General features: G+C 64.0%; 18 protein-coding genes and 3 pseudogenes. 6 read left to right on the top strand and 15 right to left on the bottom strand.

Translation table 11 applies throughout. The features are described 5' to 3' along the window. The coding region (locus tag EOA79_RS17820) for an MFS transporter (RefSeq protein ID WP_128293132.1) at positions 1-820 on the bottom strand (820 nt) is incomplete at its 3' end. Between the two features lie 111 nt (positions 821-931). Here EOA79_RS17820 and EOA79_RS17825 point away from each other — a divergent pair. From EOA79_RS17825 to EOA79_RS17835, 3 genes are all read left to right on the top strand, one after another. Next, on the top strand, positions 932-1933 hold the full coding sequence (locus EOA79_RS17825) for an ornithine cyclodeaminase family protein (RefSeq protein ID WP_095824967.1): 1002 nt from the start codon (positions 932-934) through the stop codon (positions 1931-1933). Beyond that, positions 1930-3435 carry a histidine ammonia-lyase gene (gene hutH / locus EOA79_RS17830; RefSeq protein ID WP_095802323.1) on the top strand — a complete coding sequence of 502 codons (1506 nt, stop codon included), beginning with the start codon at positions 1930-1932 and terminating at the stop codon, positions 3433-3435. The genes EOA79_RS17825 and hutH overlap by 4 nt, the downstream gene beginning before the upstream one ends. Positions 3436-3629: 194 nt before the next feature. Next, positions 3630-4619, top strand: a complete 990-nt coding sequence (locus EOA79_RS17835; RefSeq protein ID WP_127334914.1) for a glycosyltransferase — start codon at positions 3630-3632, stop codon at positions 4617-4619. 102 nt (positions 4620-4721) lie between these two features. Here EOA79_RS17835 and EOA79_RS34285 read toward each other — a convergent pair. The 12 genes and pseudogenes from EOA79_RS34285 to EOA79_RS17895 form a co-directional block, all read right to left on the bottom strand. Beyond that, a pseudogene (locus EOA79_RS34285) lies at positions 4722-4859 on the bottom strand (3-methyl-2-oxobutanoate hydroxymethyltransferase); the annotation flags it as partial. A 3-nt stretch (positions 4860-4862) separates the two neighbouring features. Next, a complete protein-coding gene (locus tag EOA79_RS17845) occupies positions 4863-5177 on the bottom strand; it encodes a MocE family 2Fe-2S type ferredoxin (protein ID WP_095824968.1) in 315 nt (104 codons plus the stop codon). A 46-nt stretch (positions 5178-5223) separates the two neighbouring features. After that, a pseudogene (locus tag EOA79_RS17850) lies at positions 5224-6317 on the bottom strand (fatty acid desaturase family protein). A 5-nt stretch (positions 6318-6322) separates the two neighbouring features. Then, positions 6323-7237, bottom strand: a complete 915-nt coding sequence (locus tag EOA79_RS17855) for a sugar phosphate isomerase/epimerase (RefSeq protein ID WP_095824970.1) — start codon at positions 7235-7237, stop codon at positions 6323-6325. 26 nt (positions 7238-7263) lie between these two features. After that, positions 7264-8376, bottom strand: a complete 1113-nt coding sequence (locus EOA79_RS17860; protein ID WP_095824971.1) for a Gfo/Idh/MocA family oxidoreductase — start codon at positions 8374-8376, stop codon at positions 7264-7266. Between the two features lie 94 nt (positions 8377-8470). Then, entirely contained in the window at positions 8471-9535 is a 1065-nt protein-coding gene (locus EOA79_RS17865; protein ID WP_095824972.1) for an ABC transporter ATP-binding protein, read from the bottom strand. Further along, entirely contained in the window at positions 9535-10323 is a 789-nt protein-coding gene (locus EOA79_RS17870; protein WP_095824973.1) for an ABC transporter permease, read from the bottom strand. Before EOA79_RS17870 ends, EOA79_RS17865 begins: the two co-directional genes overlap by 1 nt. Further along, on the bottom strand, positions 10323-11192 hold the full coding sequence (locus tag EOA79_RS17875; protein WP_095824974.1) for an ABC transporter permease: 870 nt from the start codon (positions 11190-11192) through the stop codon (positions 10323-10325). Before EOA79_RS17875 ends, EOA79_RS17870 begins: the two co-directional genes overlap by 1 nt. A gap of 28 nt (positions 11193-11220) precedes the next feature. After that, positions 11221-12285, bottom strand: a complete 1065-nt coding sequence (locus EOA79_RS17880; RefSeq protein ID WP_066992230.1) for an ABC transporter substrate-binding protein — start codon at positions 12283-12285, stop codon at positions 11221-11223. Positions 12286-12323: 38 nt separating this feature from the next. Continuing rightward, positions 12324-13298: a PfkB family carbohydrate kinase gene (locus EOA79_RS17885; protein WP_127334913.1), complete on the bottom strand. Its 975-nt coding sequence runs from the start codon at positions 13296-13298 to the stop codon at positions 12324-12326. Further along, the gene (locus tag EOA79_RS17890) at positions 13295-14326 is read right to left on the bottom strand and encodes an ADP-ribosylglycohydrolase family protein (protein WP_095824976.1); all 1032 of its coding nucleotides are present in this window, start codon (positions 14324-14326) and stop codon (positions 13295-13297) included. The genes EOA79_RS17885 and EOA79_RS17890 overlap by 4 nt, the downstream gene beginning before the upstream one ends. A gap of 2 nt (positions 14327-14328) precedes the next feature. Beyond that, positions 14329-15054, bottom strand: a complete 726-nt coding sequence (locus tag EOA79_RS17895; RefSeq protein WP_066992221.1) for a GntR family transcriptional regulator — start codon at positions 15052-15054, stop codon at positions 14329-14331. A gap of 194 nt (positions 15055-15248) precedes the next feature. Here EOA79_RS17895 and EOA79_RS17900 point away from each other — a divergent pair, with 194 nt between their 5' ends. The 3 genes from EOA79_RS17900 to pcaF are packed head-to-tail and all read left to right on the top strand — an operon-like array spanning position 15249 to position 18108. Beyond that, positions 15249-16106: a CoA transferase subunit A gene (locus EOA79_RS17900; RefSeq protein ID WP_095824977.1), complete on the top strand. Its 858-nt coding sequence runs from the start codon at positions 15249-15251 to the stop codon at positions 16104-16106. Then, a complete protein-coding gene (locus tag EOA79_RS17905; RefSeq protein WP_127334912.1) occupies positions 16103-16906 on the top strand; it encodes a CoA-transferase subunit beta in 804 nt (267 codons plus the stop codon). Before EOA79_RS17900 ends, EOA79_RS17905 begins: the two co-directional genes overlap by 4 nt. After that, complete coding sequence (gene pcaF, locus EOA79_RS17910; RefSeq protein WP_095824979.1) at positions 16903-18108, top strand: 3-oxoadipyl-CoA thiolase; 1206 nt, start codon at positions 16903-16905, stop codon at positions 18106-18108. The genes EOA79_RS17905 and pcaF overlap by 4 nt, the downstream gene beginning before the upstream one ends. A 13-nt stretch (positions 18109-18121) precedes the next feature. On the opposite strand, the pseudogene EOA79_RS17915 reads toward pcaF, so the two are convergent. Beyond that, positions 18122-18283, bottom strand: a pseudogene (locus EOA79_RS17915) (4-hydroxybenzoate 3-monooxygenase); the annotation flags it as partial. A gap of 59 nt (positions 18284-18342) precedes the next feature. Further along, a partial coding sequence (gene pcaD / locus EOA79_RS17920; RefSeq protein ID WP_128293131.1) for a 3-oxoadipate enol-lactonase occupies positions 18343-19088 on the bottom strand: 746 nt, incomplete at its 5' end.

The following is a 19088-nucleotide window of genomic DNA, read 5'->3' on the forward strand; positions in this document are numbered from 1 at the left end:
CTTTGAAGGGGGACAGGTCGAGCAGCGGATGCGTCACCCGCCGCAAGTGCCGCACGGCGAACCAGCCGACGGCGACGCCGGCGGCAACCAGGCCCACTGTCGGCAGCATGCCATCCTCGGGATGCGCAAGCCGTTCCAGCCCATAGAGCATCGCGGCGAGGCCGAGCGCGGTGAGGAAGAATCCCGGCCAGTCGAGCGGCCTGGTCTCGGATTCGCGATCGCCCGGAACGAAGCGCGCGACAAGCAGCAGCCCGGCGAGGCCGAGCGGAACGTTGATGAAGAAGTTCCAGTGCCAGGACAGATAGGTGGTGATGAAGCCGCCGAGCATCGGCCCGATCACCGGCGCGAACAAGGCCGGCCAGGTGATCAGCGCCGTGGCGGCAAGCAATTCGGACTTGGCGGCGTTGCGCAGCACCAGGATGCGGCCGACCGGCGTCATCAAGGCGCTGCCGAGGCCCTGAACGATGCGGGCGGCAACGAATTGCGTCAGGCTCTGTGAGTAGCCGCAGGCGATCGACGCCAGCGTGAACAGCCCGATCGCGACGAGGAAAATGTTGCGCGCGCCAAACCGGTCGGCAAGCCAGGCCGACAACGGCACGAACACCGCCATGGTCAACATGTAAGCGGTGATCCCGATGCTCATCGCCACTGCCGGCACGCCGAAAGACTGCCCCATCTGCGGCAGCGACGTCGAGATGATCGTCGAATCCAGCAACTGCATGAAAAAGGCGACGGCAACGATCAGCGCGACGCGCCGCGCCTGGCGCGCCGCCGTCGGCACGAGCTGGGATACGGCCTCATTGTCGGGGATGCTGGTCATGACGCGCCGGTTGAACAGCATAAGGCTGAACCAGTCCAGAGCTTATCCAACAAACTTTCGTGTCGCCCCGCCGCCTGTTATGGATGAGCGCGGGCCGGACGAGGGAAATGCATGAAGCCGATCTATATCGACTACCTCAATGCTCTCGACATTGAAGCCCTTGGCCTGAGCGATGCCGAGATCATCGGCGCCGTCGAGGCCGGGCTCGTCGCCCAGGGCAAGGGCCAGACGGTGATCGAGCCGCGCGTCCATCTTGAGCCGGATCCGTCCTTCCGCGGTCATTTCAACGTGCTGCGCGGCTATGTGGCGCCGCTCGATGCGGCCGGCGTCAAGATCGTCGGCGATTATGTCGACAACTACCTGCACGCCCTGCCGTCCGAATTCGGCATACTCAACCTGTTCGACCCGCGCACCGGCGCGCCACGCGCCATCCTCGACGCCACCGTCATCACCGATATGCGCACCGGCGCGGTCACCGCCATCGGCGCCAAGCATCTGGCGAAGAAATCATCCAGGGCGCTCGGTCACATCGGCGCGCGCGGCACCGCCTACTGGAACGTGCGACTGCTCGATCACCTGTTCGACTTCGACGAGATCCGCGTCCATTCGCGCCGCCCCGAAAGCCGCGACGCTTTCGCCGCGAAGCTTGCCGCCGACCTCGGCAAGCCGGTTGTCGCCGTTGCCGACTGGAAGAGCTGCGTGGAAGGCGCCGACATCGTTGTCGAAGCCTCGCGGCTACCGGAACCGCAACCCCTGCTCAAGACCGCCTGGATCAAGCGCGGCGCGCTGGTCGTGCCCTATGGCACGATGAGCGCGGTGGAGCTTTCGCTTACCGACATCATGCAAAAGATCGTCGTCGACGACTGGGGTCAGTGCAAGGGCGGCAAGTTCGGCTCGCTGCGCGCCCATGTCGAGACGGGACGGCTGAGCGAGGCGACGCTGCATGCCGAGCTCGGCCAGATCGCTGCCGGGCACAAAGCGGGCCGGCAAAGCGACGGCGAGACGATCCTGTTCTGGCATCGGGGTCTGTCGCTCTCCGACATCGCGCTCGGCAAGGCGATGCTGGCCAAAGCCGCGGAACAAGGCATCGGCCAGAGGCTGCGTTTCGCATGACCCCGCTCGTTCTCACCGGCGCCGGCGTCAGCATCGAGGACGTGGCCGCCGTAGCGCGCAGTGCAGGCAAGGTCGAGATCACGCCGGCGGTCATCGAGAAACTCGGCAAGGCCCGCCAGGTCCTCGATGACGCCGCTGCCGGCGGCCAGCAGATCTATGGGCTGAACACCGGGCTGGGCGCCAATCTCGGCACGGCTGTCGAAGGCGATGCCGGTGCCTTCCAGCGCCAGCTTCTCGACGGACGCGGAGCTGCGGTGGGAAACCCATTGCCCGCCCAGCTCGTGCGCGCCGCAATGTTTGCCCGCATCGCCATGCTTTCCGCCGGCGGCTCCGGCCTGTCGCCGCATGTCCTCACCGCGCTTGTCGATCTGCTCAACGCCGGCATCCATCCGGTGATGCCGTCGCTGGGCTCGATCGGCGCCGGCGACCTGGTGCTGATGACCGCGATAGCCCACACGCTGATCGGCGAAGGCGATGCCGACTATCAGGGCAGGCGCATGCCTTCGGCAAAGGCGCTGATGATGGCGCGGCTTGCGCCAGTCAGCCTGGCACCGAAGGATGGTCTGTCGCTGATCAACGCTTCCGCGGTTTCTACCGGCGCCGGCGCGCTGGCGCTCGTCGACGCGCTGTCGGCACTCGAACAGCAGGAGCAGGCCGGCGCGCTCACCATGGAAGCGTTCGGGGCCAACCGCACCATCCTTGACCCGCGCCTGCATCTGGCGCGGCCGGCCGCCTGCCAGCAGGTAGCGGCAAAGGCGTTGCGCGACCTGCTCACCCGCGACGGGACGCCCGCGCCGACCACCCTTCAGGATCCGCTGTCGATCCGCTGCATGCCCTCGATCCACGGCGCGCTCATCCAGGCGATCGACCATGCCCGGCTCACGGTCGAGATCGAGCTCAACGCGTCCGCCGACAACCCGCTGGTGCTCGCCAACGACTCACTCGTGCTGTCGACCGGCAATTTCCACACCGCCTCGCTGTCGCTCGCCTTCGAGACGCTAGGTCTGGCGATTGCGCAATGCGCGGCGGCGTCGGCCGCGCGCTTCATCCAGCTCACCGGCTCAACCCGCCACGGCTTGCCGAAATATCTGTCGCCAATCGGCGGCGCGTCCGCCGGCTTCGTGCCGCTGCAGAAGACGGTGACGGCGATCCTGGCCGCCATCCGCCACAAGGCCAATCCGGTGATGCTCGACTTCCTGCCCGTGTCCGAAGGTGTTGAGGATCATGCGACGCAGACTCCCCTCGCCGTCGCCAAATGCGTCGAGATGATCGTACTGTGGCGGCGGCTGATCGCCCTGGAGCTTATGGCCGCCGCACAGGCCGTCGATCTTCGCGAAGGTCTGACACTTGCGCCGGCCACCAGCGCGATCCACGCGGCCGTCCGCGCCCATGTGCCGACGCTTAAGGAAGACCGGCCGCTCGGATCCCATGCCGATGCGCTCCATGCGGTGCTCGCCGACGGGTATTGGCTCCCTGCGGTGCACCAAATACTGCTCGACTAAACGAGATCAGTGCACCGCATCGTTGCGGACGATCGAGATCACCACCCGCCCAAGCCAACCCTCAGGCCAACTGGCCGCTCGCCCCGAATCGGATGGCCGGGCTCCGCCGCTTATGGGCCCGCCGGACGGCGCCCTCGGCACCCTCTTGGGTTGCACGATGAGTTCGGATATGAAGAGCCAAGGGCATATAAGGGGTGGCTCAATTGCATCGTTCCTGCTTCGTCTTGGCGGCAGACGCAAAAAATTTCCCATACGCTGTTCTGGGCGCGCGGCGCATACTGGACGTATCTGCGCCTATCGACGGTTTCATCCTTCATATCGGCGCCGGAACTGAGGATTTGCCGGTCGCGGACCGATTGCTCGGGGCTGCCGTCAAGATCGTCGACGTGTCCGATCTCATGAAGGAATTCGATTTCGATCCCGGTCACCTCAGCGTAGCAACCTACATTCGCCTGCTTGCCGACAAGCTGGCGGTATTCGAGCCCTACGACAGGCTCGTCTATGTGGACACCGATGTTATCTTCAACCGGTCGATCACCGACTTGGCCGATGTTGAACTGAATGCCCCACTCTTGGCGGCCCATGACGAACAGACCTATTTCGATCCGAGCTGCCGTGAGTCTCTTGAGATGGAGCCCGGCTCATCGCATTTCAACGCCGGCATACTGGTGCTGAACATGCCAATGATCCGCGCCGAGGGGCTCTTGGAGCGGGCGCGCGAACTGGCGCTGCGGCGGGTACCGAAGCTCGATCAGGGAGCGCTCAACATAGCGTTTGCCGGACGCTGGCAAACGATGCATCCGCTCTGGAATCTGCAGACCAACTATTCCAGCCAGATACCCTTCAGTAGAGCCTTCGCGCGTCATTTCACCTTCGGAAAGCCGTGGTGGCCAAGCCCTGAAGGAGTGGAACTCGCCGCGATGGCGATCTATCGCAACCTGGCGAAAGATACGCCCTGGCTCGATCGGTTCAAGCGTCCGCTCTGGACGAGAGGTCTGCGCAAGCGATTGCTCCGCAAATTCGACGGCCTCTCCGGGATCATTCTCAACAAGGAAAAATACAGACGCCGTTTCCGATTCAGCGCCGAACGGTGCACCGCCATTTTTGCCGCGCAGGCCGATCAGGGGATGATGGCCGCAACCTATCCGGAGGTCCTGATGGGCGTGGTCAAGCTACGGAAATAGGCGCCGATCTCTCGACGAAAGCTTACCGGCTCGGGCCGCGAGGCCGGCCCAATACCTGCCGCACTTGGCGGCGAACCCAGGCAGACCCATCGCAGTGCCCGTTCAGGCTCTTGCGTCCACTTTCTTCATGAAACGCCTGAGCTCGTCTGGATCCATATGCACGATGTGCCGGTCTTCCGGATAGGCGCCGCTGTTGACGTCGCCGACATTTTCCGAGAACGCCGCGATGCGCTCCGCTTGCCTTCAGCCGATATCGATCATCACCTTGCCGGCCTCGACCTTGACTGGATAGGTTTTGAGGTTGACGCAGACCGGCGCGCCCTTGGCCTGGCCGGTCTTATAGTTGAAGCGGCCATTATGCTTCGGGCATTCGATGATGTCGTCCATCACCAGCCCGTCGGCCAAATGCGCCTTTTCATGCGTGCAGAAACCGTCGGTGGCGAAGAACTCGTCGTCAGGCGAGCGGTAGATCGCGAAGGTGCGGCCGCCATGGTCGAAGCGGATCACGTCCTCCTCATCCACCTCGTCGACCGCGCAAGCTTCGACCCACTCCGCCATCGTCCTTCTCCTGATTGGGTTCGCACAACTGCCGCGCGCACCGACCTTATTCGGCAGCCGCAGCCGTTATGTCGAGATCGTGGAATCGCCGCGGTAAGGCTTGGCCGTCGGCGGCAATTCGCGCTTGAGGTAATAGTCCTCGTATTTCAGCTGCCTGACCAGCACCGGCCAGACCTCGCGATAGGCATGCCACATCGACGGGCTCGGCTCCGGCAAATCGTGCTTGATCAAGTCATGCAGCCTGGGCAGCGCATGATAGGGCACCATCGGGAACATGTGATGCTCCACATGGTAGTTCATGTTCCAGTAGATGAACCGGCTGATCGGGTTCATGTAAACCGTGCGCGTGTTGAGCCGATGGTCGGTGACGTTGTCGGCCAGCCCGATATGCTGCAGCAGGCCGGTCGTCACCATGTGCCAGGTGCCGTAGAGCCGCGGCAAGCCGATCAGCACCAGCGGTATCCATGACCTAAGCGCGATCGCCACAGCGATCGTCGCGACGTATACCGCGATGTGCCAGCGCGCCGCGATCACCGCCTTATGCTGCTCCATCTCCGGGACGTAGCTCTTCTCGTCGTCCGACAGCTTGCCGAAGGCCTGGCGCACCAGCGTGGGCAGCGAATAGCGGAAGTCGAGAATGCCCGTGAAGGCGAGCGCAGCCTTGATGAGGTCCGGGGGCCGCATAACGGCGATCTCGGCATCGCGGCCGACAATGATCGTGTCGGTGTGGTGACGGGCATGGCTCCAGCGCCACTGCACCGGGTTTCGCATCAGCATGAACGAGGCGATGTGATAAACGACATCGTTCATCCAGCGCGTGCGAAACGCGGTGCCGTGCCCGCATTCGTGCCAGCGCGAGTCGCTCGACGAGCCATAGAGCACGCCATAGACGAACATGAATGGCACGACCCACCACGTGCCCCAGAACCAGACAATACCGGCGGCTGAGCCCAGGATCGCCGAGATCCAGATGACGCTATCGCGGATCGCCGGCCCGTCGCAACGCTGCATCAGCTCCTTCATCACCTTGCGCGGCACGTCGGTGTGGTACCACTCGGCCGATGCAAGTCCGGTCTCTATCGCAAGCCGCGTGCTCTCGCCGACAAGGCTGTAGTCGCGCTTCGTACCGGTGGTCGTCATCGTCATTAAAGCCCGTTGGCGCGGAATTTCCCGTCGAGGAATTTCTTGGCGCGCGGCACGTCCTCCTCGTCGAGATGCTCGATGATCACCGGGATGTTCGGGTGCTTTTTGCTGAGACGCTTGAGATAGAGATCGTAATTCAGCGCGCCGAGCCCCGGCGCCGGCAGTTCGATCTCGCCGACGCCGCGGAAGGTCAGCCCCTCATGCGCCTCCGCGTCGCCGATGTCGGCATGCTTCTCCGTCTTGTCGCCGCCCGAACGCTTCACATCCTTGGCATGCGCGATTTTGATCTTGTCCGTCAGCGTGTCGAACACCTGGTTCAGCACTTGATCCATGCGGTCGATGTTGTGCGCCTCGAAATAGTTCGTCGGGTCCATCAACAGGCCGAGGCCGGGATGATCGACCTGAGCGAACATCCTGACCGTCTCCTCGACCGAGCCGACAACGTTGTTGACGTAGGTTTCGAGCAGGAACACCGCGCCGTGGTCGTAGGAGGTCTGGGCAAGATCCGAGATCACCTTGCGGCACTCCTCAAAACCCTCCTCGGTCTTGTTCTTCGGATGATGCACCCAGTCGGATTCGGTGTTGTAGGTGCCGGTTTCCGAGATCACGTAAGGCGAGCCGAAATCGCGCGCGTTCCGGATGATCTCCTTCAGGTAGGCAAGCCGCCGCTCGCGCTCGGCCCTGTCCGGGTGGATGATGTTCGTGTAGCCGGACACGCAGCAAACCGGCAGGTTGTGGTCGCGGAACGTATCGCGCACCCGCCTCGCCTTGTCCCTGGTGATCTGTCCGGCCGAGAGGTCGATATCCTTGAAATGCAGGTCGAGCTGCACGGTGTTGAAATCGAGCGCCCGGATGCGCCTGGCGACCTCCTCGAGCTCATACGGAAAATAGCCTGTGAAGATACCTGCCTGCATCATGAGGTGAAGTCCTCCCGATAAGCGATTCAATTGCCCTGTTTCTTAGTCGCCTGGTCGACAGGGATTTCGGACAGCCTGATGGTGCGGCCCTCCGCCATCGACCGGTAACCGGCCTCCACCAGCGCCATGGTGTTGACATTGTCGGCAACGGAAAGCGCCGGCGGCGTGCCGGTCTTGAGCGCATATTGCAGTTGCTCCATGACGCCGATGAAGGCATGCGGAAACCACATCGTCTCCCAGCTCGGGCTGACCCATTTGCCGCCGGTCGTCTCTGTCGAGGCGTAGGTCAGCGTCGAGGCGACGCCCTTCGGCCAACCGATCGTGCCCTTAGCGACACCCTTGGTGCCATCGACGCGCCAGTCGATATGCTGGTCGTCGGAATAGCCTTGCTGACGCGGGCCGGACCAGACGTCCTCCAGCGACACCGCGAGCACGCCGGAGGGAAAGCGCAGCGTCGAAACGGTGATGCCGTCGGAATGTTCGAACTTGGTGCGCGGATCCCTGCGCGTCAGCGTCGTGATTTCGTCAGGGTCGCCGAACAGGAAGCGCAGCACGTCGAGGTGGTGCACACTCATATTGGCGAGCGTCAGCCGGTCATATCCGGCGAGGAAGGTTTGCCAGTGCGGGATGGCATGCATGTCGATCTCGGCGAAGACGATCTCGCCCAGCGCGCCGCTATCGATGATCTGCTTCAAGACGCGCATCGACTGGTCGTAGCGCATGTTCTGGTTGACCGAGAGGATCTTGCCGGGGGCCGCCGCCTCGTCGCGCAGCTTCACCGCTTCCTCGACCGAGAGCGCCAGCGGCTTCTGCGCCAGAATCGCCTTGATGTGCGGCTGCTTCAGTGCATGGCGGATCAGCGCGGGCTGCTGGTCCGGCGGGAAGGCAAGGTCGACGATCTCGACGCGGCTGTCTTCGATCAGCCGCTCCGGCGTATCGCAGACGGTCGGAATGCCCCAGCGGCCGGCGACCTTTTCGGCATTCGTCCTGGTTCGTGAGGCGATCGCCACCACCGGAAAGCCGGCTTGCGCGTAGGCGGCGAGATGGCACTCGGCCATGATCATGCCGGCGCCGATGCAGCCGATCCGGTACTCCTTGACCCGGACTTTCACGTCCGGCTCGAAATCCATGCTCGCCATCCATTCCTCCCGTCGAGGACTGGATTTAACGCCAGGATCAGGCGGTCAGCCAAGGGCCGCGCCATCATTTCCCATCAGGGACCGGGGATCCGGCTTACGCGGCGATCAGCACCGTGCTCTCCGGCGACCAGCTGAGCATCACTTCTTGGCCTTCGGCCAGCCGCTCGGCGCCGGTGTTCTGGACAATGACCTTCACCGTCTGTCCATCGCGGTCGACGAAATAGGTGCTGTTGTTGCCGGCGAAGATGCGTTTTGAAACCTGGCCCCTGACCGTGTTGGCATATCCCGCCTCGGACGTTGCAGAGCCGGTTGAAATCTGGATGCGCTCGGGCCGCACGGCGCAGCTCGCCTTGGCGCCGGCCGAGAGAGACGCACCCGACGCAGCGGCGATTGCTGTACCGTCGGGCAGCCTGATGCCGTTGCCGGTCGCATCGCCGCGAAAGATGTTGGCGTCGCCGAGGAAGGTCGCGGCGAACTCGCTTTGCGGCCTGTCGTAGATCTCCTCCGGCGGCCCCTCCTGCACCAGTCGGCCGTCGCGCAATATGCCGATGCGGTCGCTCATCGTCAGCGCCTCTTCCTGGTCGTGGGTGACGAAGATGGTGGTGATGCCGATCTCGCGCTGGATGCGCTTCAGCTCGATCTGCATGTCGACGCGCAGCGCCTTGTCAAGCGCGCCGAGCGGCTCGTCGAGCAAAAGCACGCGCGGCTTGGTGACGATGGCGCGCGCCAGCGCCACACGCTGCCGCTGGCCGCCCGAGAGCTGGTGCGGCCGCCGGCCGCCGAGCTTGCCGAGTTGGACGAGATCCAGCGCCCGCTGCACTTCCGTAGCGATCGTCGCCTTCGGCTCGCCGCGCACCGAAAGGCCGAAAGCGACATTGTCGGCGACGCTCATATTGGGAAAGAGCGCATAGTTCTGGAACACCATGCCGATGCGGCGCTTTTCTACCGGCACGCGCTCGACGCTTTCGCCGCCGATGGCGATGCGTCCGGTATCCGGAAAGTCGAAGCCGGCGATCTGCCTGAGCAGCGTGGTCTTGCCGCTGCCCGAAGGCCCGAGCAGCGCATAGAAGCCACCGTCGGGAAAGTCGATCGAGACATGGTCCAGCGCCTTGTGCGCGCCGAAACTGCGGGAGACGTTCGATACCTGGACGCCGGCCATTATTTCTCTCCGCCGAATTTGAAGAAGCGCGCCGTCAGCAGCATGAGCGCCATCGACACCACGATGATGATGGTCGACACCGCGTTGATCTCGGGCGTGAATCCCTTGCGGATCGCGGCGTAGATTTCGACCGGCAGTGTTGTCTGGCCTGGCGTCGACAGGAAATACGAGACCACGAACTGGTCGAAGGAGACAGCGAATGCGAACAGTCCGCCGGCGATCACGCCAGGCATGATCCAGGGCAAAGTTACGCGCACGGTAACCTGCCACTGATTGGCGCCGAGCGAACGCGCCGCTTCTTCCAGCTCCGGCGCGAAGGTTTGCAGGCGGGCGGACACGACCACGATGACGTAGGGCAGCGCCAGCGCGACATGGCCGAGCAGGATCGCGATGAGCCCGCGACCGATGCCGATGCCGAAGAAGAAGATCAGCATCGCGGTGCCGGTGATCAGCCACGGAATGGCGATCGGCGGGAAGAGCAGCGCCTGCAGGAATTTCTTGCCGCGGAACTCGTAGCGGTAGAGCGCCAGCGAGGCGGCTGACCCGAGCACCGTCGAGATGACGGTGGTGATGATCGCGATCTCGATGCTGTTCCAGGTCGCCGCGATCAGCTGGTCGTTTTGCCAGAGCGAAGCATACCAGTCCGTCGTCCACTCGAACGGCAGCTGGTAAAAAGGCGAGGCGTTGAACGACATCAGCGCCATGATGATGATCGGCACATAAAGGAAGCCGAGCAACAGGAAGATGTAAAAGCGCCCGACCCACTCCAGAATGCGCGTCGTCGCCATCAGCCGGCCCTCCGCAAGACCGGTGCCGCGAGCGCCAGGATGACCAGCACTACGGCAAGCAGGATGAAGGAGAGCGCCGCGCCCAGCGGCCAGTTGAAGACGGCAACAAACTGGTCCTCTATGACGGTGCCGTAGAAAGTGCCGGTGCGGCCGCCGAGGATGCGCGGCTCCATGAAAGAACCCACGACCGGCACGAAGATCAGCGCCGCACCCGCGATCAGGCCGGGCATCGACAGCGGGATGATCACCCGCTTGAGCACCTGCAGCCGCGAAGCCCCGAGCGAGCGGCCCGCCTCGATCAGCGAGTCGTCGATCGCCTGCAGCGTGAGGTAACAGGTCAGCACCATATAGGGCACGTAGGAGTGCACCAGACCGATGATGACCGCCGGGTAGGAATACATGAGATCGATATTGATCTTGAACGGCAAGACGGCATTGAGCGTGGTGTCGAGAATGCCGCCCTCACGCAGCACCATGGCCCAGGAGAAGATTCGCACCAGCCCGTTCGACCAGAAAGGCAGGATGACCAGCAGAAAGATCGCCTCGCGGCTGCGGCCTTTAAGAACCTTCGCCAGCACGTAAGCCGCCGGATATCCGATGACGACGCACCAAAGCGTGACCTCGAGGCCGAGCCGCAGCGAAGCCAGAAGAAGTGTCAGATAAAGGCTTTGCGAGAAGAAGGCGGCGTAGTTGCCAAGCGTGAACCACCACTCTTTCCCGGCCAGCGGCAGATCGGTCATGAAGGAGAAGAACACCATGGCCGACAGCGGCAGAAAGATCGCCACCGTCAACCACAGATAAGCGGGAAGCAGAAGCGGCAGGGCTGGCCGCAGTCCGCGGCGCGAACCGGTCGCGAGCTGCTCTGCCATGATGCCTCTCCTCCCCGTAAGACGCCAACTATTTCACGTTGACCTTCAGCTCCTGCCAAAGTGCCAGGTATTTCTCGCGCTGCTCATCCGTGACCGGCGCCTGGAACTGGATACGTTTGGCGACCTCTGGGCTGCCCATGACCTTTCGGTTGAAAGCGTCCTCGGGCAGCGCCTCGACCGCCTTGGTGTTGGCCGAAACCGGCGCGCCGACCTTGGTGACCCATTCGACATAGAATTTCGGGTCGATCATGTAGTTTATGAAGGCCTCGGCGCCGGCGACATTCTTGGAACCGGCCGGGATGGAGAAGGCGTCCAGCCAGGCGACGGCGCCTTCCTGCGGGATGACCAGCGAGACCGGCAGCTTGAAATGCGTCTTGGCGCGGTCGGCGGAGCCGCTCCAGTAGGTGCCGATATCGATCTGGTTGGAGGCAACCATCTGGTTCCAGTCGTTCTCCGAACTCCAGAAGGTCTTGATCTGCGGCATCAGCGAGGTGAGCTTCGCCTTGACCGCGCCCATATCCTTGATGTCGTTGATGTTCTGCCCCGATGCGATGGCGCCGAACTGCACAGCCTCGACGGCGTCGTCGCGGATGATGACGCGGCCCTTATGGGCCGGATCCCACATCTCGGCGATGCTCGTCGGCGGCTTGTCGAACGACTTCTCGTTGATGGCTAGAGCGGTCAGGCCCCAAACCCACGGCACGCCATAGACCTTGCCGTCATGGTTCAGCATTGGCGAGCCGGCCTTGTCCTTGGCAATATCGGCATAGTTGGAGAGCTTCGACGTATCGATCGGCTGTATCAGCTTGCCGGCCATCGCCTGGTCGTTGAAGGCGGCGTTGATCATGACGACGTCGTAGAGGCCGGGATTGGTCCTCAGCTTGGTCAGCATCTCCTGTTCGGAGTTGAAGAAGTCATTGACGACCTTGTAGCCGGTCGCCTTCTCGAAGTTGGCGACCGCCCATGGCTCGTCGGCGCCGTAGCCCTTCCAGTTGAGCACATGCACTTCTTCGGCGGCCTGGGCGGCAAACGTGAATGCTGAGACGAAGACGGCGGTCGCCGTCAGAAAAGCGGTCAGTCTGGGCATGCGCATGTCTTTTCCTCTCATTGTTGGCCCGGTTGATGGGCTTGTTAAGTTGCAGTCGCGTCCTCCCGGCCATGCGCTATCGTTACTTGATCGCGATGGCTTAGGAATTCCTGGATCTCACTGTCGGTCGGCGCGGACGAGCCGCCATGACGCGTGACGGAAAGGGCCGCCGCGGCGTTCGCATAGCGCGCCGCTTCGCAGGGCGACAGCCCTCGCGACAATGCGCTGACGAAGGCGCCGATATGCGTATCGCCGGCACCATTGGTGTCGACGGCGCTGACCGCGAAACCGGGGATCGCGCGCGTGCCGCCTTCTGCCAGCCGCACAAGGCAGCCATGCGCGCCGGCGCGGATCACGACGCCCGCAGCTTTTGTGCAGTGTTCGGCCAGAAGCCGGATCGCGACGGTCTGCGCGTCGCCACGGCCGGCTATTTCGGCGGCTTCGTCCGCGTTGCAGCTCAGCCAGGCGGTGCGGGCAAGCACCCTGTCCAAGATCGCGCGCGGAATCTCCGCGATCACAGGCGTCGGATCGAAAACTACGGGAACTTCTTCCGGCAGCGCCTCGATCCAGTCGGCGAGCGCTTCGCGGCTGCCAGGGTAGCTCAACGTATAGCCGGAGGTGAAAACCCAATCGCCCGGAATGACTTGGACGGGCGCCATCATGTCCGGTGTCAGCACGCTCTCTGCGCCCGGCCATGAGACGAAGGTGCGTTCCGCATCGCTGCTGATCATGGCGACGCAATTGCCGCTGTCCATCAAGGGTGACGGCGGCGTCAGCGTCTCGATGCCTTCAGCGGCGAAAGCCGCGCGCAGGAAGTCGCCGTCTGCCCCGATGCCAAGCTGTCCGCCGAACACCACGTTCATGCCGGTGCGGCTCGCCGCGACCATCATGTTGAAGCCGCCGCCGGCGACGCGCGAATAGCTCGTCGCGGTCTTTTCGCTGCCCACCGCCGGGAGAGCGTCGATGCGATATACATAGTCGACCACCGCGCTGCCGACATGAACGAGGCGCCCGCTCATGCGGCGTCCTCCTTGCCGCCACGGGCCTTCGGCATGCGCGCCGCGACAAGATCATTGGCCAACGGCTCGATCTCCGCGAGATCGATGCCCTTCAGTCCCGCGATTTGATCTTGCGGCAGGCCCGACAGGCCCGAACAGGCGCCCGCCATGCCCGCGGCGATGGCGCCTATGGTGTCGGTGTCGCCACCGAGATTGGCGCTGATCACTGCCGCTCGCCACGCATCCCCGTTGGCAACCTCCAGCACGGCGAATGCTGCAGGAATCGACTCCTGGCTGGCGACCCCCGTGCCGATCAGGTCAACGATCAAGCGGATCGCCTCTTGGTCGCCCTTCCCGCGCACAAGTTCCTGCGCCCAGAGGATGCGTTCGGCGATGTCGCCGCCGGTGACCCAGTGACCGAGCGCGGCACCAAGCTTTGCCGCCGCGACGGCATGGCCGGAAGCAGCGCGCCAGTCGGCGCCCGAAACACCGAGACTGACCGCGGCAGCAACTGCGGCTGCGGAGGCAATCGCAATCGACGTATTGTGCGTAGCCCGGCAGGTTTCCGCGACTTTTGCAACCAGGGCATCGAGCGGCTCCGGGCGGATCATAATGCCGACCGGCGCAATCCGCATCGCGGCGCCGTTCGTGTCGCCAGTTCGCCCCGCTTCTTCCGCCGGCACGCCGTTATTGATGGCGTCGATGGCCCGCTTGGTCGACGGTCCAAGCAGGTCGTAACTGCCACGCGCCTTGACGTCGCGCTCCCAGTCGAGCAGCGCGTTGACCCATCGCGCATGGTCGAAGCGATTGCCGGAGCTGACCAGGATGCGGCCGAGCAGCAGGGCCTGCTCGGTGTCGTCGGTGATGGCACCTGCCGGCAGCCCCTTCGACACCGGATGGTCGACGGCGGGCGCAACGAAACCCTCGACATGGCCATAGAGCTCGGCGATGCGGGCGGGCGACAGAAGCTGTGTCGGCATGCCCAGCGCATCGCCAAGCGCGCCGCCGATCAGCGCGCCCATCGCCCGGTCGATCGCGTCGGCCGCCATGCTCAGAACTCCAGATGCAGCGCGAAATGCGCCGGGTTGAGCAGGCTGGTGACGAATTCGATGGCGCGGCCGTCGGCGGCGCGCGTCAGCCGCCGCGTCCTGAGGAACGGCGTGCCCGGCGCGCAATCGAGGATGGCGGCATCAGCAGCGCTGAGCATCTCGATGTCGACCCACTCCTCGCCATGGTCGGACACCAGCCCTGCCCCGCGCAGCGTCTGGTGCAGCGAGCCTTCGCGAAGCCCGCGCAGCGGCACGTCTTCCAGCTCGGGCGACAGTGGCAGGCGGCTGCGTTCGATCGAGATCGCATGGCCGTCATCGGCATTGGTACGGACGCGATCGACGGCGATGAAAGACGAGCTCTCGACACCGAGCTTTGCCGCGAGCTCGGCATCCTCGATGATCTCGAGCCTAAGCGTCCGGGTTTCGGCATTGGCGCCCGCATTGGCGAGCGCGCGCGACCAGCCGATCGCGTCATCGACCGGCATGCCGTCGAAAGTGACGAAGGACCCGATGCCGACCTTGGTGGTGATGAGGCCGCGGCTTGAAAGCTCTTCCAGCCCTTTGCGAACCGTGTTGCGGCTGACCGAGAAGCGCTGGACGAGCTCGTTCTCGCTCTGCAGGCGATCGCCGAAGCCGAGCACGCCTGAGCGGATCTCGTGCTCCAGAACCGTCGCGATCTGCTCGGGCTTGCCCGTGCCGGGAGTGAGTTGCGTCGCGCGACGGGCCATATGGATACCTGTTCAATGAACCTGTATAATCCTGTTCATTAGCGTATGTGAGACAAAGCGTCAACGGCCAAGTCCCGCATGTCCCGATTGTTTTGCGCTGCACCTCGTTTGCCTGCAGGCATCCTCATAGTGACGCGAGAGGGGCGCTCTCATATGCTCCGATACGAACCTTCTAATCTCCGGAGCAATGGACGATGGTCAAGTTCCTGCCGCTGAAAAAGGCCGTTGCGGAGACTCTGCACGATGACGATACGGTCGCCTTCGAGGGCTTCACCCATTTGATCCCGACCGCCGCGGCCCATGAGGCAATCCGCCAGGGCTTTCGCGACCTGACGCTGATCCGCATGACGCCCGACCTGATCTACGATCAGATGATCGGCATGGGCATGGCCAAGAAGATCGTCTTCTCCTATCTCGGCAATCCCGGCGTCGGCCTGCTCAGGCGCGTTCGCGACGCCATCGAGAACGGCTTTCCGCGGCCGATCGAGGTCGAGGAGCACAGCCACGCCGGCATGGCCAACGCCTATGAGGCGGGGGCCGCCGGCCTGCCCTGCGCGGTGTTCCGCGGCTATCGCGGCGCAGGCCTTGCCGCCGTCAATGCAAACATCAAGTCCATAACCTGCCCGTTTACCGGCGAGGTGCTGGCCGCCGTTCCGGCGATCCGGCCCGACGTCGCCTTCATCCACGCGCAGAAGGCCGACCGCAAAGGCAATGTGCTGGTCGAAGGCATCATCGGCATCCAGAAAGAGGCCGTGCTCGCCGCCAAACGCGCGGTGGTGACCGTCGAGGAAGTGGTCGACAGTTTCGACGATCTCCACCCCAATCTCACCGTGCTGCCGAATTGGACGATCGCGGCAATCTCGATCGTGCCGGGCGGCTCCCATCCCTCCTACACGCATGGCTATTACGAGCGCGACAACTCCGCCTATCTCGAATGGGACGAGATCGCCGCCGACCGCGACCGCTTTCAGGCATGGATGCAGAAGAACGTCATCGAGAGCAGCGCAGACGACTTCGCGGCTCGCGTCGAGCATCTGAGGAAAGCCGCATGAGCGAGAATGATCTGGGCTTCACCCCCAGCGAGATGATGACGATCGCCGCCAGCCGTGCGCTGAAGAACGACGATGTCTGCTTTGTCGGCATCGGGGCGCCGTCGGCCGCCTGCAATGTCGCGCGGCTGACGCATGCGCCCGACATCACGCTGATCTACGAGAGCGGCACCATCGCCACCGCGCCCCACGTTTTGCCGCTGTCGATCGGCGACGGCGAATTGTGCGAGACGGCGGTCACCACCGTCGCGGTGCCGGAGATGTTCCGCTACTGGCTGCAAGGCGGCCGCATCACCATCGGCTTCCTTGGCGCCGCCCAGCTCGACAAATTCGGCAACATCAACACTACAGTCATCGGCGACTATGCGCATCCCAAGACGCGGCTGCCCGGCGGCGGCGGCGCGCCGGAAATCGCCACCTCCTCGCGAGAGGTCTACATCACCATGGCGCAGTCGAAGCGCGGCATGGTCGAAAAGATCGACTTCTTCACCTCCTTCGGCCATGGCGAGGGTGGCGACCATCGCAAGCGGCTCGGCATCGACACCGCCGGTCCGACCTTGCTGATCACCGACCTCGCCGTCTGGAAGCCGGACCCTGTCACCAACGAATTCACCGTCATGTCGCTGCATCCCGCCGTCACCCGCGAAGAGGTGCAGGCGACCTGTGGCTGGGAAGCAAAATTTGCCGAGGCGCTTGACGAGACGCCGGCGCCGACGGAAATCGAGCTGAAGACGTTGCGCGATTTGCAGGCGCGCACCAAGGCCGCGCATGCAGGTACCGCCAAAGGGAAAGCTGCACAATGACTGATGCCTTCATCTGCGACTATATCCGCACGCCGATCGGCCGTTTCGGCGGCGCGCTGTCCTCGGTGCGAGCCGACGATCTCGCCGCCATTCCGCTGAAAGCGTTGGTCGAGCGCAACCTGGGCGTCGACTGGGCCGCGGTCGACGACGTCGTCTTTGGCTGCGCCAACCAGGCCGGCGAGGACAACCGCAACGTGGCGCGGATGGGGTTGCTGCTGGCCGGCCTTCCCCAGGACATTCCGGGCTCCACGATCAATCGGCTCTGTGGCTCGGGCATGGATGCCGTCACCATCGCCGCCCGGGCCATCAGGGCCGGCGAGGCCGAGCTGATGATTGCCGGCGGGGTGGAATCGATGAGCCGCGCGCCCTTCGTCATGCCGAAGGCCGACACCGCCTTCTCGCGCAATGCCGAGATCTACGACACCACCATCGGCTGGCGCTTCGTCAACCCGCTGATGAAGAAGCAGTACGGCGTCGATTCCATGCCGGAGACCGGCGAGAACGTCGCCGAGGAGTTTTCGGTCAGCAGAGCCGACCAGGACGCCTTTGCCGTGCGCAGCCAGGACAAGGCTGTTGCGGCGCAGGCCAATGGCCGGCTGGCGAAGGAGATCACGCCGGTGGCGATCCCGCAGAAAAAGGGCGAGCCAATCGTCGTCTCGAAGGACGAGCATCCCCGCGCCGGCATGACCATCGAGGCGCTGGCCAAGCTGCCGACGCCGTTCCGCCAGGGCGGCACGGTGACCGCCGGCAATGCCTCCGGCGTCAATGATGGTGCTGCTGCGCTGATCATCGCCTCCGAAGCGGCTGCCAGGAAACATGGCCTGACGCCGATCGCCCGCATTCTCGGCGGTGCTGTTGCCGGCGTCGCGCCGCGCATCATGGGTATCGGTCCCGCGCCGGCAACCAAAAAGCTCTGCGCCCGTCTCGGCTTGAGGCCTGACCAATTCGACGTCGTCGAGTTGAACGAAGCCTTCGCATCGCAAGGCGTTGCCGTGCTGCGTGAACTCGGAATTTCCGAGCAGGCGAAGCATGTGAACCCCAACGGCGGCGCGATCGCGCTCGGTCATCCGCTTGGCATGTCGGGCGCGCGCATCACCGGCACGGCGGCGCTGGAGCTGCGCGAGCGCGGCGGACGCTGCGCTTTGGCCACCATGTGCATCGGCGTCGGCCAGGGCATTGCGATTGCACTGGAACGGGTCTGACGGCTCGGCCCGCTCAGTAAGGCAGGCCGACATAGTTCTCCGCCAGCGCGGTCGAGGCGGCAATGGAGTGTACCAGATAATTGAGCTCGGCTTCCTGGATGCGCTGACCGAACTCACCCGCCTCGGGGAAGCGGTGAAGGATCGTCGTCATCCACCAGGAGAAGCGCACCGCCTCGCAATCGATGCGATGCGTCGCCCTCGAGCCCGGTCCGGTATCGGTTGGTATTGTTTGCGTCATCGCCCATGGAGATGCTTTCCCTCAGGCAACGACGCGACGAAGGCGCGGATCAGGGCGACGAGCGCGTCGGGCTGCTCGATGCAGGGAATGTGCCCGGCGCCGCGGATCAGCTCGAAGCGCGCGCCGGGGATCAGGTCGGTAAGCGAGCGCACGAGATCGGGCGGCGTCGAGCCGTCCTGGTCGCCGACGATGCAGAGCGTCGGCACCGCGATGCGGCGCGCGCTGTCGGTGAAATCCGCATCGCGAACCGCCATGCACGTGCCGATGTAACCCGGCAGCGCCTGCCTGGTCAGCATGTTGCGGCAACCAGCAAGCTCGGCGGCGCGGTTGGCATGAAAATCCGGCGTGAACCACACCTTCATGATGCCATCGGCAATCACCTCGATGCCGTCACGCTCGACCGTCGCGATGCGGCTGTTCCAGCTCTCGGCGGTACCTATTTTGTGCGCGGTGTCGCTGAGGATCAGCGCTTCGACGAGTTCGGGCCGCCGTGCATAGAACCCCTGCGCGACCATGCCGCCGGCCGACAGGCCAAAAAGCACGACCTTCTGGAAGCCGAAGCAGTCGATGAGCGCGCTCAGATCGTCGACATGGTCGTCGATCGAGCGCACGCCGCTGCCGATGTCGGAAAGTCCGTGGCCGCGCTTGTCATAGACAAGCATCGGCATCTCACCGGCAAGCCGTGCGACGACATCGTCCCAGATCCGCAAGTCGGTGCCGAGCGAATTGATGAAGATGATCG

Origin of the sequence: Mesorhizobium sp. M1A.F.Ca.IN.020.03.2.1, assembly GCF_004023205.1 — a bacterium.
Taxonomy (GTDB): Bacteria; Pseudomonadota; Alphaproteobacteria; order Rhizobiales; family Rhizobiaceae; genus Mesorhizobium.

Bases quoted from the DNA above. Each gene is read 5' to 3' on its own strand.
- EOA79_RS17875 (WP_095824974.1), bottom strand. From the start codon at position 11,192: ATGGCAGAGCAGCTCGCGACCGGTTCGCGCCGCGGACTGCGGCCAGCC.
- EOA79_RS17900 (WP_095824977.1), top strand. From the start codon at position 15,249: ATGGTCAAGTTCCTGCCGCTGAAAAAGGCCGTTGCGGAGACTCTGCAC.
- EOA79_RS17880 (WP_066992230.1), bottom strand. From the start codon at position 12,285: ATGCGCATGCCCAGACTGACCGCTTTTCTGACGGCGACCGCCGTCTTC.
- EOA79_RS17865 (WP_095824972.1), bottom strand. From the start codon at position 9,535: ATGGCCGGCGTCCAGGTATCGAACGTCTCCCGCAGTTTCGGCGCGCAC.
- EOA79_RS17860 (WP_095824971.1), bottom strand. From the start codon at position 8,376: ATGGCGAGCATGGATTTCGAGCCGGACGTGAAAGTCCGGGTCAAGGAG.
- EOA79_RS17855 (WP_095824970.1), bottom strand. From the start codon at position 7,237: ATGATGCAGGCAGGTATCTTCACAGGCTATTTTCCGTATGAGCTCGAG.
- EOA79_RS17905 (WP_127334912.1), top strand. From the start codon at position 16,103: ATGAGCGAGAATGATCTGGGCTTCACCCCCAGCGAGATGATGACGATC.
- EOA79_RS17845 (WP_095824968.1), bottom strand. From the start codon at position 5,177: ATGGCGGAGTGGGTCGAAGCTTGCGCGGTCGACGAGGTGGATGAGGAG.
- EOA79_RS17825 (WP_095824967.1), top strand. From the start codon at position 932: ATGAAGCCGATCTATATCGACTACCTCAATGCTCTCGACATTGAAGCC.
- EOA79_RS17870 (WP_095824973.1), bottom strand. From the start codon at position 10,323: ATGGCGACGACGCGCATTCTGGAGTGGGTCGGGCGCTTTTACATCTTC.
- EOA79_RS17885 (WP_127334913.1), bottom strand. From the start codon at position 13,298: ATGAGCGGGCGCCTCGTTCATGTCGGCAGCGCGGTGGTCGACTATGTA.
- EOA79_RS17895 (WP_066992221.1), bottom strand. From the start codon at position 15,054: ATGGCCCGTCGCGCGACGCAACTCACTCCCGGCACGGGCAAGCCCGAG.
- hutH (WP_095802323.1), top strand. From the start codon at position 1,930: ATGACCCCGCTCGTTCTCACCGGCGCCGGCGTCAGCATCGAGGACGTG.
- pcaF (WP_095824979.1), top strand. From the start codon at position 16,903: ATGACTGATGCCTTCATCTGCGACTATATCCGCACGCCGATCGGCCGT.
- EOA79_RS17890 (WP_095824976.1), bottom strand. From the start codon at position 14,326: ATGGCGGCCGACGCGATCGACCGGGCGATGGGCGCGCTGATCGGCGGC.